Genomic DNA, 17,214 nt, shown 5'->3' with positions numbered 1-17,214 from the left:
GCACCCCTCGGGTGCGGGGCCGCGGCGCTGCTCAGAAGGCGTCGGGGTAGAGCTCGGCGGCGATGTGCTCCACCGCCCCCACGTTGCCCAGGGCCCCCGGGTAGAGGTCGCTCTGCGGCACCGCGACGAGCCGGTCCTCCTTGACGGCCGGGACCTGCGGGAAGGTCTTCTGCAGGTAGCTGCGCACCCGCTTCTCGTCCTTCGCGTCGGCGACGCCGAACACGATGGCGTCGGGCCGGCGGTCCACGATCTCCTCGGGGCTGACCTCGGAGGCGAAGAAGTCCTTGAACTCCGGCGCGTCGGGGTCGAACACGTTCTCCCCACCGGCGCGGGCGATGATGTCGGCCTCGACCCCCGCACCGATGACGCCCAGGGTGCTGCCCTCCACGTAGACCTGTGCCACCGAGAGCCGCTCCCGGTCGCCGAGGGCCTTCTCCACGTCCTCGAGCCGGCTGGTCACGTCACCGGAGAGCTCCTCGGCGCGTTGCTGCTCGCCCACCAGCGCACCGAGGTTCTCGATGTCGGTGACCAGGTCGGTCACCTCGGCGCTGTTGCGCCGGTCGGCGCACCCACCGGTCGCGACGTAGGAGGCGGCCCCCTGCTCGTCCAGCTGCTTCCGGCTGGCGTACCCCTGCTCGGCGGTGAACTCGTACTCGGTGGGCGAGACCACCAGGTCCGGCTCGGTGGCCAGCAGGTCCTCCCGGCCGGGCGGGGAGTCCGTGCTCACCACCGGGACGTCCTCGGCCTCGGCGGCCAGCTCCTCCGGCAGCGCGGAGGTCTTCGTCTGGGCCTGCCCCACGAGGCGGTCACCGGCCCCCAGCCGCAGCAGCAGCTCGGTCTGGGAGGGCATCAGCCCCACCAGCCGCTCGGGCGGGCGCTCCACGGTCACCTCCCGGCCGCAGTTCTCGATCGTCACCGCCTCGTCCTTCCCGCCGTCGGAGGACTCCCCGGCGGAGACGCCGGATCCGCAGGCGGTCAGGCAGACCGAGGCCATGGCGAGGGCTCCTGCGGCGACGTGCAGGCGGTGGGTGGGGCGAGGCGTCATCGTGTGTCCTTCCGACGGGTGGTGGGGCGGTTCGTGGGCCGCTCGACGCGCTCGTCGAACAGCAGGTGGGTACGGCCGGTGCGGGGGTGGGCCACGGGCGTCGACTCGACGCCGAACCCGGTGCGCACCAGGTCGGGGCGCAGCACGTCGTCCGGTGGGCCGTGGGCGACGAGGACCCCGTCGACGAGCACGCCCACCGCGTCGCAGCTGCGGGCCGCCAGGTTGAGGTCGTGCAGGGCCACCAGCACCGTCCGCCCCGCGGCGCGCACGAGGTCCAGCAGCTCCAGCTGGTGGGCGACATCGAGGTGGTTGGTCGGCTCGTCCAGCACGAGCACCGGTGTCTCCTGCGTGAGTGCACGGGCGAAGAGCACCCGCTGCCGCTCCCCGCCGGAGAGCCGGGAGAACATGCGGTCGGCGAGGTGGGAGGCCCCCACCTGCTCCAGACAACTGCCCGCGAGCTCCAGGTCCGCCGCAGAGTCCCGCCCGAAGCCCCTGCCGTGCGGGATGCGCCCGAGCAGCACCATCTCCAGCACCGGGAGGTCGAACTCCTCGCTGTGCTCCTGGGCCATCACGGCCACCCGGCGGGCCAGCTCGCGGCGCCCCAGCGCGGTCACCGGGGTGTCGTCGAGCAGGACCTGCCCTGCGTGCACCGCCTGGATGCCGGTGACGGCCCGCAGCAGGGTGGACTTGCCGCTGCCGTTGGGGCCCAGCAGCCCGGTCACCGTGCCGGAGGGGACCTGCAGGCCCACGCCGCGGACGACGGCACGCTCGCCCCGCCGCACCTCGAGTCCTCGCAGCTCGACCCTCATCGCGCCCCCACCGCCACCTCGGCGACGTCACGTCGCAGGAGCCAGAGGAAGAAGGGCGCCCCGACCAGGGCGGTGAGCACACCGAGGGGGATCTCCTCCGGCGCGGCCAGCGTGCGAGCCAACAGGTCGCAGCCGGCCAGGAGGACCGCACCGGCGAGCACGGCCACCGGCAGCATGCGCCGGTGGTCCGCCCCCACCACGATGCGGGCGACGTGCGGGACCACCAGCCCGACGAAGCCGATGCCCCCGGCCACCGACACCACTGAACCGGTCAGCAGGGCGGCAGCCACCAGGACCTGGGTGCGCAGGCGGTGCACGTCGATGCCGAGCGAGCCGGCGGCGTCGTCGCCCACCAGCAGGGCGTTCAGGGCCCGGGCCCGCAGCATCGCGAAACCGAGGACCAGCATCAGGGCCACCGCCGGGAGCGCGAGCTGCGGCAGGGTGGCCGCCGAGACCGAGCCCAGCAGGAAGAACATGATGCTGTACACGTTCTGGGCGTCGGTGGAGATCGTGAGGTAGCTGGTGACGGCGCTGAACAGCGACCCCAGCGCGACACCGGCCAGGATGAGCCGCTGCGGGGCGACGTGCCCGTCGGAGCGCGCCATCAGGTAGACCGCGGCCGTGGCCACCATGGCTCCGAGGAAGGCCGAGGCCCCCATGCCCAGGGTGCTGATGCCGATGCCGAGCACGATGTAGCCCACCGCGCCCATGCCCGCCCCGGCCGAGACGCCGAGCAGGTACGGCTCGGCCAGCGCGTTGTGCACGACGGCCTGGAGCAGCGCACCGGCGAGCGCGAGACCGGCCCCCGCGAGCGCCGCGAGCACCACCCGGGGCACCCGGAACTGCCACACGGCGCTGTCCTGCGCAGGGCTCAGCGACCCGTCGGACATCCAGGGCATGCCCGGCAGCAGGTGGCCGAGGATGATCCTGCCGGCGTCCACCGGGCCCACCTCGATGGCGCCGACCGCGCTGGAGACGGTGACCAGGAGCAGGAGCAGCACCGACAGCCCGGGCACCAGCAGTCGTGCGGCCAGCACGCCCGGCCGGCGGCCCCGCGACACCGTGGCCGCCGGCCCACCGGCGCGTGGACGGGCAGGGATCATGAGGGGTCCTCTCGGCAGGTGCGACGGGGTGGCGACCGGGAACACGCGGTCGGCCGATGGGCGGAGCGCCCGAGGCGGCCTGAGGTTAGGGTACGCGCGAACGATTCTCAAACAGCCGCCACGCCGGGCCCGCACCGGCCCGTCGCCCCGGGGAGGACCACGTGATGATCGTCCGCGCCCTGTGGCGCGAGGCCCTCGCCGAACCCGCGGCGCTCGCCGCGTCGGTGGGGCTGCTGGTGCTGGTGGGCCTGACGCACCTCGCGCAGGCCGTCGCTGTGGCGGTGTGCTTCGCCGCCGTGCTGCAGGAGCACGCGGGCACCGTCACGCACTCGCTGCTCGCGCTCGTGGGCATCGCGCTGGTGCGGCTGGCGCTCTCGGTGGCCCAGACCGCGGCGGCCTCGCGACTCGGGGGCAGCATCCGGCGCCGCGTGCGTGAGCGTGCGATGCGGGCCGCCCTGACGGCCGACCGGCTGCACGACCCCGGGGCACGGGACGGCTCACTCGCGGCCACGCTGGTCGACGGCGTGGACGGCATCGACGCCTACGTGGTCCGCTACGTCCCGGCGGCCGCCCAGGTGTTCCTCGTGAGCCCGCTGGTCGTCCTGGCCCTGGTGGTCCTCCATCCCCCGGCCGGGCTCTGCGTGGGGCTGGCCGTGCTGGCGGCCCTGCTCGGCCCCCTGGCCTGGAAGCGGGTCTCGGCCCGCCGGGGGCTGGAGCACTGGGACTCCTACGAGGCGCTGGCGGACGACCTGCTGGAGTCCCTGCGCGGCATGGCGACCCTGCGTCTGCTCGGTGACGTGGCGGCCACCCGGCGCCGCCTCGGGGAGCGCTCCGAGGGACTGCGGGTGGCCACCGAGCGGTTCATGCGCGTCTCCCTGGCCGAGACCGGTGTGCTCGACCTCGCGGTGCAGGCCGGGGTGGTCGCGGCCACCATGACCGCCGTGCTCCACGCGGCCACCGACCGGCCACCGGCGCTCGAGCTCTACCTCGTGCTGCTGCTGGCCTCGGAGGCCTTTCGTCCGCTGCGGGACCTCTCCCGCCACTGGCACGCCGGCTTCCTGGGGCTCACGGCCGTCCCGGGGCTGACCGCCCTGCGCGCGTTCACGGTCGAGGAGGGCGCGGACGCCCCCGACGGCGTCGCCCCGACCGCCTCCCGCGCGGGGGCTGAGACCCCGTACCGGGCCGCCCCCGAGCGCGGGGCGCACCCCGGCCACCGGCTCGAGGTCGCCGGCCTCTCGTTCGCCTACCCCGGGGCACCGGCCCCCGTGCTCACCGACCTGCACCTGACCGCCTCGTCCGGCGGCCTCACCGCGGTCGTCGGCGCCTCGGGGGCTGGCAAGTCCACCCTCTTCGACCTCCTGCTGGGCCTGCTGCCGCCCGCGGCAGGCACCCTGCGCCTGGACGGCACCCCGCTGCGGCCCGAGGACGTCGCCGTCGTCTCCCAGCACCCCGTGCTGTTCACCGCCACCTGGCGCGAGAACCTGCTCGCCGGCGCCCGGCGAGACGACGAGGAGGTCGTGGCGGCGTGCCGGGACGCGGGCATCCTGGCCGAGCTACGGGCCCTCCCCGCGGGCCTGGACACCCCCGTCACCGAGGCCGGATCCAGCCTGTCCGGCGGCCAGGCCCAGCGGCTCGCCCTGGCCCGTGCCCTGCTCGCCCGGCGGCCGGTGCTGCTCGTCGACGAACCGACCAGTGCCCTGGACGCCGTGTCCGCGGCATCGGTGCTGGACACCCTGCACAGGGTGGCGCGCGACCACGTGGTGCTCATGGCCAGCCACCGGCCCGAGTCGCTGGCCGGCGTGCCGCAGGTGCTGCGACTGCAGGACGGCCGCCTGCACCGGGAGGTGGCATGAGCACCGACCCGCGAGGCTCCTTCCGCGCCCTCCTGCCGGTGCTGCGCCCCCAGTGGCACCGCATGGGGCTGGGCGTGCTCGTCGGCACCGCCAGCGCCCTGGCGCTCGGTGCCCTGCAGGTGCTCACCGCCTGGGCCGTCGGCCGGGCCGTCGTCGAGCACGCCCCGCCGCCTGCCGCCTGGTGGGTGGGCACGTCGCTCCTGGTGCTGCTGCGCGCCGCCCTCACCTGGCAGGAGATGGACCTCTCGCACGGGCTGGCCTTCCGGGTGCTCACCCGGCTCCGAGGCGCCCTGTTCGACGGCTTCGCCCGCAGCATCCCGGCGCGGCGGCGCGAGCACTCCGGGCAGGTGGCCGCCGTGGCGATGGACGACACCGAGCGGCTCGAGTTCTTCTACGCCCACACCGTGGGCCAGCTGGTCACCGCCGTCGTCGTGGCCGGGACCTGCCTGGTGGCGGCCTGCATGCTGCTGCCGCCGGCCGCCTGGGCGATGGTCGTCGGCATCCTGCTGATCGCCCTGACCGGAGGGGTGGGGCGACGGGCCGTCCGCCGCCTCGGGGTGCAGGAGCAGCAGCTGCACGACGACCTGTCGGTGCGGGTGGTGGACGCGCTGGGCTCCCTGCGCGAGGTGCTCGCCTACGGCCTGGTGCCCCGGGTGGTCGAGGACTCCACGGAGCTGACCGACCGGGCCACCGCCGTCGCCCGCCGGCGCGAGCTGGCCGAGCAGTTCGTCACGGGGCTGCGCGAGCTGACGGTCGCGGGGGCCGTCATCGCGGTGCTGGCGGCGAGCGCCCCGGCCGCCACCCTGCCGGCCGGCTCACCGGGAGCCCTCTCCCCCGCCCTGCTGCCCGTGGTGCTGGCCGTGGCCCTCGTGGGCCTCTCCGCGGCCACGGACGCCTCGAACACCCTGGCCCGGCTCCACCCCCTGGCCGCCTCGGCGGCCCGCGTGGTCGCCGACACCGAGCGGCCGGCCGTCGTCGCGCCGCCGAGCAGGACGAGGCGGCTGCCGGACGGACCGCTGGGCCTGCGCCTCGAGGGGGTGTCCTTCGCCTACGACGACGGCGACCGGCCCCCTCGACGACTGGTCGGTGGAGGTCCGGCCCGGTGAGCACGTCGCACTCGTGGGGCCCTCGGGCGCGGGGAAGAGCACCGTCGTCGCCCTGGTGGACCAGCGGGCCACCCTCTTCCGCGGCACGGTGCGGGAGAACCTGCTGCGCGGGACGGAGGCGGTCCCCGACCCCGAGCTACGGGAGGTGCTGGACCGCGTCGGCGCCGCCGACTGGGCGGACCTCGACGAGGAGGTCGGCCAGGGCGGACTGCGCCTGTCCGGCGGTCAGCGGGCCCGGCTGTGCCTGGCCCGCGCGCTCGTGCGTCGCCCCCGGCTGCTGCTGGCCGACGAGCCGACCGCGAGCCTGGACCCGACCACCGAGGAGGTAGTCTCCCGCATCCTCGCGGAGTACCCGGGCACGGTGGTGGTGGCCACCCACCGGGCCGAGACGGTGGCCCGGATGGAACGGGGCATCACGCTCTGAACCCCCGGGTGACGCCGCCGGACGTCACACACGCTGCGTCCGGCGGGTCACCTCCTCAGTACAGGTCCTCCGGGTGGCGCACGCGCGTCGGCTTGGCGTAGAGCGCACGGTTCAGGAACCAGGTGAGGGCCCACATGACCAGCGCCACCAGCATCAGCCAACCGGCGATGACGTACTGCTCGGCGTCACGCCCGGTCCACGGACCCACCATGTAGGCGCAGGCCAGGGCACCGACCCAAGGGATCCAGCCGGGGGCCTTGAAGTAGTCGTGCCCGATCTCGTGGTCCCGGCGACGCAGCACGATGCAGGCCACGTTCACCAGGGCGAACACCGCCAGCAACAGCAGCGCGGTCGTGCCGCCCAGGTCCGCGATCTTGCCGACGAAGGTGATCAGGCCGATGGCCAGCAGCGAGGTGACGATGATGGCCACCCACGGCGACTGGCGGCCCTTGTGCACCAGCGCCAGTGGGCGCGGCAGGACGTCCTGCTTGGCCATGCCGTAGAGCAGGCGCGAGGCCATGAGCATGTTGATCACGGCCGTGTTGGCCACGGCGAACATCGCGATGAACGGGTAGATCGTGTCGATGGGCAGGTTCGGCGCACCGGCCTGGACCACCTGCAGCAGCGGGGTGTCGCCCTCCTGCAGCTGGCCGACCGGCACCAGGGCGACGGCGGTGATGGACACCAGCACGTAGATCGCGGCGGTGATGAACAGGCCGCTGAGCATGATCTTGGGGAAGGTCTTGATCGGGTCCTTGGTCTCCTCGGCCATGTTCACCGAGTCCTCGAAGCCGACCATCGCAAAGAAGGCCAGCGAGGTGCCGGCCGTCGCGGCCAGGAAGACGCTCTTGTCGCCCTCGGTCTCGAACATCATGGCCCGGGAGAAGTCGACCGGGGCGTCGGAGAAGCCGGTTACCGCCCACAGACCGACGAAGATCACCAGCAGCAGACCGGTGAGCTCGATGCAGGTGAGCACCACGTTGAGCATGACCGACTCGGCCACACCGCGGAAGTTGACTAGGGCCACGACGACCATGAAGGCCACGGCCAGCAGCATCACCGGCAGGCTCTCGGCCCCCCAGTCGGTGCCGACGCCGGCGGCGAGGTTGGAGGCGAAGGCCTTGGCCGAGGTGGAGGCCGAGGTGATGCCGGAGGCCATCACCGTGAAGGTCACCAGGAAGGTGAGGAAGTTGATGCCGAAGGCCTGGTGGATGAAGTTGGCCGCACCACCGGCGTGCGGGTACTTGGTGATGAGCTCCAGGTACGCGAAGGCGGTGATGATGGCGATGGCGAAGGCGATGAGGAAGGGCACCCAGACGGCGCCGCCGACCTCCCCGGCCACCTTGCCGGTGATGGCGTAGATCCCGGTGCCCAGGATGTCGCCGATGATGAACAGCAGCAGGAGCTTGGGCCCCATCACCCGCTTCAGCTCGGTCTCCTCCCCGGAGGGAGCCACCGATCCGTCCGGGTTCGGAGCCGTGTGTGACGTGGCAGTACTCATGGGGCACAGAGTGCGCCATGTCACCGCGGAATCGCCAGATGGACACGCACTTCGTTGCCGGAGCGAGACCCCGCGGCCGGAACCGGGCCGCTCCGACCCCTGGAGGGCGTCCCCTCCCGGCCGTCAGGCGTCGATGCGCTCGCTGTCCAGCGCGGCGGCGTTGTTGATGATGAAGTCCTTGCGGGGCGCGACCTCGGAGCCCATGAGCAGGGTGAACACCCGCTCGCCGGCCTCGACGTCGGCCATGGTGACCCGCCGCAGGGTGCGCTGGGCCGGGTCCATCGTCGTCTCGGCCAGCTGGTCGGCGTCCATCTCGCCCAGACCCTTGTAGCGCTGCAGCGGGTCCTTGAGCGTCCGGCCGTTCTTCCGCAGCCGGGCCAGCTCGGAGTGCAGTTGTGCCTCGGAGTAGGTGTAGACGTAGTCGTTCGCCTTGCCGCGGTTCACCACCTCGATGCGGTGCAGCGGCGGCACCGCGGCGTACACCCGCCCGGCGTCGACCAGCGGCCGCATGTAGCGGAAGAACAGCGTCAGCAGCAGGGTGCGGATGTGGGCGCCGTCGACGTCCGCGTCGGTCATGATGATGATCTTGCCGTAGCGCGAGGCCTCCGGGTCGAAGCTGCGCCCCGACCCGGCCCCGATGCTCTGGATGATCGCCGCGCACTCCTCGTTGTTCAGCATGTCGGCCACCGAGGCCTTCTGCGTGTTGAGGATCTTGCCGCGGATGGGCAGCAGCGCCTGGAAGTCGCTCTGGCGCGCCAGCTTGGCCGTGCCCAGGGCCGAGTCGCCCTCCACGATGAAGAGCTCGGACCCCTCGGTCTCGGTGGAGCGGCAGTCCACCAGCTTGGTGGGCAGCGAGGAGGTCTCCAACGCGTTCTTGCGGCGCTGCGTCTCCTTGTGCATGCGCGCCGAGACGCGGGACTTCATCTCCGCGACGATCTTCTCCAGCACCGCCGCCGACTGCTGCTTCTGGCCCCGGGCGGTGCTCGTGAGCAGGGCGGTCAACTCGGTCTCGACCACCTTGGAGACGATGCTGCGGACCGCCGAGGTGCCCAGCACCTCCTTGGTCTGCCCCTCGAACTGCGGCTCGGCCAGCCGGACGGTCACCACCGCGGCCAGCCCGGCCAGGGCGTCGTCCTTCTCGACGCGGTCCTTGCCCGGCTTGAGCTTGCGGGAGTTCGCGTCCACCTGCTTGCGGACCACCTTGAGCAGCGCCTGCTCGAAGCCCGCGACGTGGGTGCCGCCCTTGGGGGTGGCGATGATGTTGACGAACGAGCGCTGCGTCGTGTCGTAGCCCGTGCCCCAGCGCAGGGCCACGTCGACCTCGCAGTCGCGCTCGACCTCCGCGGGCACCATCTGGCCGCTGTCGTCGAGGACCGGGACGGTCTCGGTGAAGGTCCCGCTCCCCTGCAGGCGCCACACGTCGGTGACCGCCTCGTCGGGGGCCAGGTAGTCGACGAACTCGGTGATGCCGCCCTCGTGGAGGAAGGTCTCGGTGTGGGTGCCGTGCTCCCCCGGCGTGCCGGGCAGGCGGCGCTTGTCGGTGATCGTCAGGCGCAGGCCGGGCACCAGGAAGGACGTCTGGCGGGCCCGGTCAGTGAGCTGGGTATAGGAGAACTCGGCGTCGGCCAGGAAGATCTGCGGGTCGGCCCAGTAGCGCACCCGGGTGCCGGTGACCCCTCGCTTGACCTTGCCCACCTTCTGCAGCTCGCTGCCGGTGGTGAACGGCTCGAAGGTGCTGGAGGGGGACGGTCCGTCGGCGTCGTCGGCGAAGACGCCGGGCTCCCCGCGGCGGAAGCTCATGCCCCAGGTGGTGCCGGCGCGGTCGACCTGCACGTCGAGGCGGGCCGAGAGCGCGTTGACCACCGAGGCGCCGACGCCGTGCAGACCACCGGATGCGGTGTACGAGCCACCGCCGAACTTCCCGCCCGCGTGCAGCTTGGTGTAGACGAGCTCCACGCCGGTCAGGCCGCTGCGGGGCTCGATGTCCACCGGAACACCGCGGCCGTCGTCGGCCACCTCGACCGAGCCGTCGGCGTGCAGGGTGATGTCGACGCCGCTGGCGTAGCCACCGAGGGCCTCGTCGACGGAGTTGTCGATGATCTCCCACAGGCAGTGCATGAGGCCCCGGGAGTCGGTGGAGCCGATGTACATGCCCGGGCGCTTGCGGACCGCCTCGAGGCCCTCGAGCACCTGGAGGTGACGGGCGTCGTAGTCGGAGGAGGTCGTGGTGGAGGCCGGGGCACTGCGGGGATTCACGAGCCCAAACCTAGGCGACGCCACCGACGGCCTCCGGTCGGGCACGCCGGGCGGCCGCTGTCGCTCGGGGTGTGGACGACCGGGTGCGTTCCCTCGATGCCCGTGCGGCCCCCTCAGAGCAGGGCGGTGAGCACGAGGCTGCCGACCCAGGTGCCGACGATGAGCATGCCGGCGAGCAGTTCGATGAGGATGTTGGTGCCGACGGCCTTGAGCGCCATGACGGTGGCCTGCCAGGGGGTCAGGGAGCCGGCGGGCCCCTGCAGCGTCTGGGCGAGGAAGATGCCGGCCACGAAGCCGACGAAGAGCCCCACGACGGGGATGACGAAGAAGCCGACGATGCCGGCGGCCACGCCGGCCAGCAGGGTGGTGGTGCTGATCCCGGCGGCCTTCATGCGGCGGCCCGGGATCAGCCACTGCACCACTGCGGCGGTACCGGCCAGCAGGGTGGCGATGCCGAAGACCCACCAGCCGGCAGCGGACTGGACCGCGAGGGCCCACACGAGGGTGGAACCCCACACGAGGACGAGCCCGGGCAGCACCAGCAGGGCGCTGCCGACCAGGCCGGTGACCATGAGGGCCGCGACGAGCAGCCCGACTAGGACGGTCCAGTCCACCGGCGTCAGCCCTGCAGCAGGTGGGTCTCGTCGAGCACCTCGACGTCTCCGCGCTCACGCAGGGCGGGCAGGTGCTCCTGGCCGTGGTGGGCGCAGAAGTGCAGCGCGGAGCCGGCCACGAGGGCGCGCACGTAGGCGCGGGCACCGCAGCGGTCGCAACGGTCGGCGGCGGTGAGGACGGGGGCGACAGCAGTCTCCACGGGGGACCTCCTGGTCTGTGCTGGGTACGTCGTCACGGACCCCGGCACCGGGGTCCGTGACCATCTCAACAGCAGGGGCGGGCGGCGCGTTCCACGTTTCGCCGTGGGCGCAATCACTGCCCCCGCTGGTTGCGGCGGATCTCCCACCGACCCTCGAGGCGCTCCATGAAGGAGCTGCGGGAGCCACCGGAGGCGGCCGGCCCACCTCGCCCGGGCCGGGTGGTGCCGCGGCCACCGGCCTTCCGGCCACCGCCCGGGGCGTCACGGCGTCCCATTGGACCGGAGCCGACCCTGCCGCGTCCTGTGCCGCCGGGGGCGGCCGGACCGCCGCGGAGCGAACCGGCGGCACCGGACCGGCTGTGGCCGGAGGAGGGACGCAGCCAGGCCCCGACGGCCAGGAGGAGCAGGACGAACCCACCGGCCCCCACCCAGGGCTGCTGAGCCCAGAGCGCGACGGCGTACAGGCCGATGCCGAGCAGCACCAACAGCAGGGTGAGGCCGATGCGCCTCGGGGTGACACGCTGAGCGGCCCCGGCAGGGCGACGGCTCCCCGGTCCGTCGGCGCCACCGACGGGGTGGGCCCCGGCGGTCTGGTCCGACCCGCTCTTCGCACGCCCCCCGACGAAGACCGCCAGGAACTCCGGGCCGTCCGAGTCGTCGGTGCGCGCGACGCGCTCGACCTCGGGCATGTGCGAGTGGTCGTCGGAGCCCGTGGACAGCAGGGAACGCTCGAGGGCGTCCAGCCGGCTCTGCTCCTCCTCCGACAGGGCCATGGTCACCTCCAGGTGCACACCGATCTGCGGCGGCGGTGGTCGCACGCCCGGTTCCGGCCAGTCTACGCCCGGAGGTGTTCCTCCTCACGGCCCACGACCCTCGGGGAGCAGGCTGGCCGGGCGCACGATGCCGGCGCCGAACCGGGCACTGGCCCGGTCGATCGCCGCATCGGCCTCCCGCCACCCGACCTCCGGCTCGTCGAGCATCGCCTGTCGCGGGGTGCGCTCGGTGGGGGTGAGTCCCGAGAGGGTGATCCGCACCATCCGGACCCGGGCACGCTGCAGACCGAGCGAGGCGAACACCGACCGGGCGGTCTCGTGGATCTCCCGGCTCACGTCGCTGGGGCGGCGCATGGTCCGGGACCGCTGCACGGTGGTGAAGTCCGCGAAGCGCACGGTCACCTGGACGGTGCGCCCCATCACCGAGGCCGCACGGGCCCGGGCCGCCACCCGCTCGGCGAGGAGCAGCAGCCGGGTCTCCACCTGCCGGGGGTCGTCGACGTCGTGGTCGAAGGTCTGGCCGTTGCCGATCGTCCTCTCCGCGACCACCGGCTGCACCCGCTGGGGGTCACGCCCCCAGGCCCGTTCGGCCAGGACGGCCCCGGCGTGGACGCCGACGATCCGCTGCAGCGTGGCCACGGGCGTGTGGGCCACCTGGGCCACCGTGGTCAGCCCGAAGCGGGCCAGCTGCTCCTCGGTCCGCTCCCCCACCCCCCGGAGCGCGCCCACGCCCAGCGGGTGCAGGAAGGAGACGACCTCGGCCGGGGCGACCTCCAGGACGCCGTCCGGTTTGGCCCGGCCCGAGGCCACCTTGGCCACGAAGGGGTTGGGACCGATCCCCACCGAGCAGGTGATCTGCTGCTCGGCGGCCACGGTGCGCCGGATCCACCGGGCCACCTGGAGCGGGGTGCCCCACCTGCGGGCCGTCCCGGCCAGGTCGAGACAGGCCTCGTCCACGGAGATCGGCTGCACCGCGTGGGTCACCTGCCGGAAGACCTCCATGACCGCCGCCGACACCGCCGCGTACCGGTCGTGGTCCGGACGGATGACGGTGGCCTGCGGGCACAGCCGGCGGGCGCGGGCCATGGGCATGGCCGAGTGCACCCCGAGGGCCCGGGCCTCGTAGGTGGCCGAGAGGACCACCGACCGGTGGCCGCCCCCGACGATGACCGGGGTCCCCCGCAGCTCGGGGCGGTCGACCAGGGCCACCGAGGCGTAGAAGGCGTCCATGTCCACGTGGAGGACGGTCGACTGCGGGGCGGCCGGGGCCGTGACCGGGTCCACCGGCGTCCCCACGGTCACCATCCCGAGCTCCCGGGCGAGCTGTGCCAGAGCTTGCGGGAGGGGCCGGCGACGCCGATGTCCGCGTACGGCGACTGGCGGTAGCCGGAGGCGTGCACGAGCACCCGACGCCCCACCGGTCCGGCGGCCCGCGCGGCCTCCTGGCCGGCCCGGTGGCGTTCGTGCTGCAGGCGGTCACGCTCCTCCCAGGCCGCGAACAGCCCGTCCGTCCCACCGGCCCGGTGGGCCTCGGTGAGCCCGGAGAGCTCCCACGCCCCGGTCGCCCGCAGCGAGACCCCGCGCGGGCCGGTCCTGCGCACGACGCCCCGGACCAGCAGGAACCACGACTGGAAGAGCACCGTGGCGTACGGGCCCTGGACGTCCTCGAAGAAGGTCGCATCACTGGCCCCGGTGGGGTCGTTCAGGGTCACGAAGACCACGCGGCGCCCCGACCTCACCGGCGGCGTCTGCGTGGCCACCCTCACCCCGGCCACCAGCACCTCGGCACCTGACCTCTGCCCCAGCAGGTCCCGTGCGGGAGTGGCCCCCAGGGCCCGCAGGGTCGGCAGGTGGGGTTCGAGCACGTGGGCGGTGACGTCCATGCCCAGCACGTCGAGCTCGTGAGCCACCTGCTCCTCCGGCTCCATCGGGGGCAGTCCCGTATCCCGTCCCGCCCCCGGGGCCGGCAGGTCCAGGGTCAGCTGGGCCCCCTGCTCGGCCTGCCGGCGCCGGTCCTGCTCGGCCCGCTCCGTGACCAGACGGGCCCGACGGGTCCGGGGGCGCGGGGTGCGCCACCGCTCGAGGTCCACCAGCTCCACGAGCAGGTCGCGCCGCCGACCGGGCGAGGTGAAGCCGTCGAAGGCCCCGGCCAGGACCATGCGCTCCACCAGCGGGCGGTCCACCCGGGCGCGCTGCCAGAAGTCCGCCAACGAGGTGTACGGCTGCCCCTCCACGATGCGGCGGGCGTCGTCCCGGCCCATCCCCTTCACCTCCGACAGGGCGATGCGCAGCCCCCAGCGGCGGGCCCGCTGCCGGACCCGCTCCAGCGCGAGGTCCGGATCGACCTCGGTGAGGGGGACGTCCAGGTCCTCCGGGCCGCTCGGCTCTCCGTCACCATCCGTCCCCCGACCGACGGCGCCGGCCAGCGGCTCCACCCGGTAGCCCTCCCCGGAGGCGTTCACATCGAGCCCCAGCACGGCGACCCCCAGCTCCCGGGCGTCGTCCAGGATCAGCCGCTTGGGGTACATGCCCGGGTCGTGCGTGAGCACCCCGGCCAGGAAGTGGGCCGGGTAGTGCGTCTTCAGCCAGGCGGACTGGTAGGTGGGCAGCGCGAAGGCCGCCGCGTGCGCCTTGCAGAAGCCGAAGGAGGCGAAGGCGGCGAGCACCTCCCAGATGCGGTCGGCCACCTCCCCGGTGAACCCGCGGGCCGCGGCCGCCGGCCGCCACCACCGCTCCACGGCCTCCCGGCCCTCGGTCGTCCCCATGACCCGTCGGGCCTCGTCGGAGTGCGCCAGGCTCACCCCGGTGGTGGCGGTGAGGATCTGCAGCACCTGCTCGTGGAAGACCACCACCCCCTCGGTGCTGGCCAGGTGCTCGGCGAGGGCCGGGTGCATGAGCAGCGGCTCGGCCCACCCCTGCCGGGCGGCCAGGAAGGGGGTGATCATGTCCGACTTCACGGGACCGGGCCGGAACAGCGAGATGTCGATGATGACGTCCTCGAAGGTGCGCGGCCCGAACCTGCCGACCAGCTCCCGCTGCCCCGGCGACTCGATCTGGAAGCACCCCAGGGTGCGGGTGGAGCCGATGAGCCCGTAGGTCTCGGCGTCGTCGTGGGGCACCTGCTCCTCGTCGTCGAGGTCGATGCGCACCCCGACGGTGGACTCCACGAGGTCCACCGCATGCGCCATGGCCGACTGCATGCGGATGCCCAGCACGTCCAGCTTGAGCAGTCCCATGTCCTCCACGTCGCCCTTGTCGAACTGGCTCATGGGGAACCCGAGCCAGCTGGCCTCCACCGGGGTGCGGTCCCGCAGACCAGCGTGGGAGAGCACCACCCCGCAGGGGTGCAGCGCGATGTGGCGGGGCAGGCCGTCGAGCCGCTCGACCAGGTCGAACATCCGCTGCAGCCGTGGGGCGTCCAGCCCGGCGGCCCGCAGCTCGGGCAGGTCGCGGATGGCCGATCGCGCGTCCCGGGCCCGGACGTGCGGGAACGCCTTCGCGATCGCGTCCACCTCCACCGGGGGCATGCCGAGCACCGCGCCGACGTCCCGCACCGCGTGGCGCACCCGATAGGTCTCCATCATCGACACGCAGGTCACCCGGTCGGCGCCGAAGTGCTCCAGGACGCGCTCGTAGACCTCGGTGCGCCGGTCGGACTCCACGTCGATGTCGATGTCGGGCAGCTCCGCCCGCAGCGGGGAGCAGAAGCGCTCCATGAGCAGGTCGTGCCGCAGCGGGTCCACCCCGCTGATGCCCAGCAGACGGTTCACCAGCGAGCCTGCCCCGGACCCCCGGGCCGCCACGCGTCCCCCCATCCCCCGCACCAGGCCACACACCTGCGCGACGGTCAGGAAGTAGGTGGCGTACCCCAGCTGCTCGATGGTGGCCAGCTCCGCACCAAGGCGGTCGACCGCCCGCCGCCGCTCACCGGCCCGCCGGTACAGCCCGTCCACCGCGCTCCGACAGCGCTCGGTCAGCCCCCGCAGGGCGTCTGTGGCGTCGGCGTACCCGAGCACCTCCGGCTCCGGCAGGTGCACCGACCCGATCCCCAGGTCGTCCCGGGCCGAGAGGCCGCACTCGGTCGCCACCTGCCCGGTGGTGGCCAGCAGCCGGTCGGCGGCCGCGTCCGGCCCACCGGCCCGGTCGGCCAGCCACCGCGCCACCCGCTCCATGGCGGCCGAGGAGGCCAGGTGCGCCGCCGAGGTCCGCTGCTCCAGGTGCCGTGGGTCCAGCAGGACGTGCCTGCGGGCTGCGTCGAGCACGTCGGCCACCACCACGTCGGCGGGGTCCGCGTGCCGCACCGCAGCGGTGAGCACCGTCCGCACGCCGGCCTCCTCGGCCAGCCGCCACATGCCCACCGCCTGGTCGGTACAGCCCGGCTGCCCGGCCGGGGCACCGGAGCACACCAACTCCACCACCACGACCCGTCGCGCCTCACGAAGATCCCCGACCTGCCCGGCCACCCGGTCCACCCACCGCTCCAGGGCCCGCCGTGCCTCCTGGCGACGACGCCCCAGCACCGCCCGGCCGACGTCGGAGTCGGGCCCCAGGAGCACCCGGACCGCCGGGGCAGCACCGGCCACCAGCTCCCCGGTGGTGCGCGGCTCGCCCCGCTCCCCCGCCGCGTGGGTCGCCGAGACCAGGCGGCACAGGGCCGCCCAACCGACACCGTGGCCGGAGCCGGCCTCCCGGCCCGCGGCCAGCACCCGCACGCGGTCGTGGCTCTCGTCGACCCAGGTCCCGCCCCGCACCGGTGACCGGCGCGCCGGGACCTCCTCCCGACGGGCCCCGTCCCCGTGGGCCACGGCGAGGTCCACCCCCAGCACCGGGACGAGCCCGGCCTCGGTGCAGGCCCGGGCGAAGCGCACCGCTCCATACAACCCGTCCCGGTCGGTGAGCGCCAGGTGGGACTGCCCCCAGGCCGCCGCCCGGTCCACCAGGTCCTGCGGGGTGGAGGTGCCGTACTGCAGCGAGAAGCTCGAGGCGACGTGCAGGTGCGCGAACCCCGCGGACATCACCGGCCCTCGACCGGCCAGCCGGCCACCAGCAGTGCCGTGGCAGAGGGGAGCACGGGCAGCCCCAGCACACCCCGGATCCGCTGCTCGAACTCGTCCACCTGCCGCACCAGGTCGTCCGCCTCCCGCTGGGAGCACTGCCGTCCCCGGGCGAGAGCGGCCCGGCGCCGGGCCGAGCCGTCGAAGAAGACCGCCCACTCCCGGAGCTCCGGGGCCACCCCACCGAGGAGCTCCCAGACGCTGCGGGGCCGCGAGGCCCGTCCCGGCACCGACCGGGCCGCCACCACGGCGGCCGCAGCCCGCAGAGCGGCCAGGTGCGCTGCCTCGTACCGCTCCTCGGGCACCGGACTCGCACAGGCCTCCGCCAGACTCGTCCGCGCCCGCTCCATCAGGTCCAGCACCGTCCCGGCCGGTGCGCCCACCCCGATCGTCGCCGTCGGGGCACCCGTCATCGTCGTCATGTCCGTCCTCCCTGTTTCCCCGCTGCCTGCGTTCCCCTGCTGCCGTGCGTGCCC

General features: G+C 73.9%; 14 protein-coding genes. 3 read left to right on the top strand and 11 right to left on the bottom strand.

What is annotated here, in order from left to right; translation table 11 throughout:
* Positions 1 to 31: 31 nt before the first annotated feature.
* Genes ACY8FT_RS02640 through ACY8FT_RS02630 form a run of 3 tightly spaced genes read right to left on the bottom strand, consistent with a single transcriptional unit; the run spans position 32 to position 2,957 of the window.
* On the bottom strand, positions 32 to 1,045 hold the full coding sequence (locus ACY8FT_RS02640) for an ABC transporter substrate-binding protein (RefSeq protein ID WP_462417396.1): 1,014 nt from the start codon (positions 1,043 to 1,045) through the stop codon (positions 32 to 34).
* On the bottom strand, positions 1,042 to 1,854 hold the full coding sequence (locus ACY8FT_RS02635) for an ABC transporter ATP-binding protein (protein ID WP_462417395.1): 813 nt from the start codon (positions 1,852 to 1,854) through the stop codon (positions 1,042 to 1,044). Before ACY8FT_RS02635 ends, ACY8FT_RS02640 begins: the two co-directional genes overlap by 4 nt.
* Positions 1,851 to 2,957, bottom strand: coding sequence for a FecCD family ABC transporter permease (locus tag ACY8FT_RS02630; RefSeq protein WP_462417394.1), 1,107 nt, complete (start codon positions 2,955 to 2,957; stop codon positions 1,851 to 1,853). Before ACY8FT_RS02630 ends, ACY8FT_RS02635 begins: the two co-directional genes overlap by 4 nt.
* Before the next feature lie 164 nt (positions 2,958 to 3,121).
* Here ACY8FT_RS02630 and ACY8FT_RS02625 point away from each other — a divergent pair, with 164 nt between their 5' ends.
* Genes ACY8FT_RS02625 through ACY8FT_RS02615 form a run of 3 tightly spaced genes read left to right on the top strand, consistent with a single transcriptional unit; the run spans position 3,122 to position 6,340 of the window.
* Complete coding sequence (locus ACY8FT_RS02625; RefSeq protein WP_462417393.1) at positions 3,122 to 4,810, top strand: ATP-binding cassette domain-containing protein; 1,689 nt, start codon at positions 3,122 to 3,124, stop codon at positions 4,808 to 4,810.
* Positions 4,807 to 5,916: an ABC transporter transmembrane domain-containing protein gene (locus ACY8FT_RS02620; RefSeq protein WP_462417392.1), complete on the top strand. Its 1,110-nt coding sequence runs from the start codon at positions 4,807 to 4,809 to the stop codon at positions 5,914 to 5,916. The genes ACY8FT_RS02625 and ACY8FT_RS02620 overlap by 4 nt, the downstream gene beginning before the upstream one ends.
* Positions 5,897 to 6,340 (top strand): ATP-binding cassette domain-containing protein, encoded by a 444-nt coding sequence (locus ACY8FT_RS02615; RefSeq protein ID WP_462417391.1) that lies wholly within the window; start codon positions 5,897 to 5,899, stop codon positions 6,338 to 6,340. The genes ACY8FT_RS02620 and ACY8FT_RS02615 overlap by 20 nt, the downstream gene beginning before the upstream one ends.
* Positions 6,341 to 6,395: 55 nt before the next feature.
* Here the strand turns inward: ACY8FT_RS02615 and ACY8FT_RS02610 are convergent, their stop codons facing one another.
* The 8 genes from ACY8FT_RS02610 to ACY8FT_RS02575 form a co-directional block, all read right to left on the bottom strand.
* Entirely contained in the window at positions 6,396 to 7,841 is a 1,446-nt protein-coding gene (locus tag ACY8FT_RS02610) for an APC family permease (RefSeq protein WP_462417390.1), read from the bottom strand.
* A gap of 123 nt (positions 7,842 to 7,964) precedes the next feature.
* Positions 7,965 to 10,097, bottom strand: a complete 2,133-nt coding sequence (locus ACY8FT_RS02605; protein ID WP_462417389.1) for a DNA gyrase/topoisomerase IV subunit B — start codon at positions 10,095 to 10,097, stop codon at positions 7,965 to 7,967.
* A 113-nt stretch (positions 10,098 to 10,210) separates the two neighbouring features.
* Positions 10,211 to 10,711, bottom strand: coding sequence for a DUF456 domain-containing protein (locus ACY8FT_RS02600; protein WP_462417388.1), 501 nt, complete (start codon positions 10,709 to 10,711; stop codon positions 10,211 to 10,213).
* 5 nt (positions 10,712 to 10,716) lie between these two features.
* Entirely contained in the window at positions 10,717 to 10,911 is a 195-nt protein-coding gene (locus ACY8FT_RS02595; protein WP_462417387.1) for a DUF7455 domain-containing protein, read from the bottom strand.
* 113 nt (positions 10,912 to 11,024) lie between these two features.
* Positions 11,025 to 11,729, bottom strand: coding sequence for a hypothetical protein (locus ACY8FT_RS02590; protein ID WP_462417386.1), 705 nt, complete (start codon positions 11,727 to 11,729; stop codon positions 11,025 to 11,027).
* A 39-nt stretch (positions 11,730 to 11,768) separates the two neighbouring features.
* A complete protein-coding gene (gene dinB / locus ACY8FT_RS02585) occupies positions 11,769 to 12,989 on the bottom strand; it encodes a DNA polymerase IV (protein WP_462417385.1) in 1,221 nt (406 codons plus the stop codon).
* On the bottom strand, positions 12,983 to 16,699 hold the full coding sequence (locus tag ACY8FT_RS02580) for a DNA polymerase III subunit alpha (protein WP_462417384.1): 3,717 nt from the start codon (positions 16,697 to 16,699) through the stop codon (positions 12,983 to 12,985). Before ACY8FT_RS02580 ends, dinB begins: the two co-directional genes overlap by 7 nt.
* The gene (locus tag ACY8FT_RS02575; RefSeq protein WP_462417383.1) at positions 16,699 to 17,160 is read right to left on the bottom strand and encodes an SAV_6107 family HEPN domain-containing protein; all 462 of its coding nucleotides are present in this window, start codon (positions 17,158 to 17,160) and stop codon (positions 16,699 to 16,701) included. The genes ACY8FT_RS02580 and ACY8FT_RS02575 overlap by 1 nt, the downstream gene beginning before the upstream one ends.
* Positions 17,161 to 17,214 lie beyond the last annotated feature (54 nt).

It is taken from the genome of Kytococcus sp. Marseille-QA3725 (genome assembly GCF_054950055.1).
Note: the sequence above shows the minus strand (reverse complement) of the source record. Positions and strands in the feature narration are given on the sequence as shown.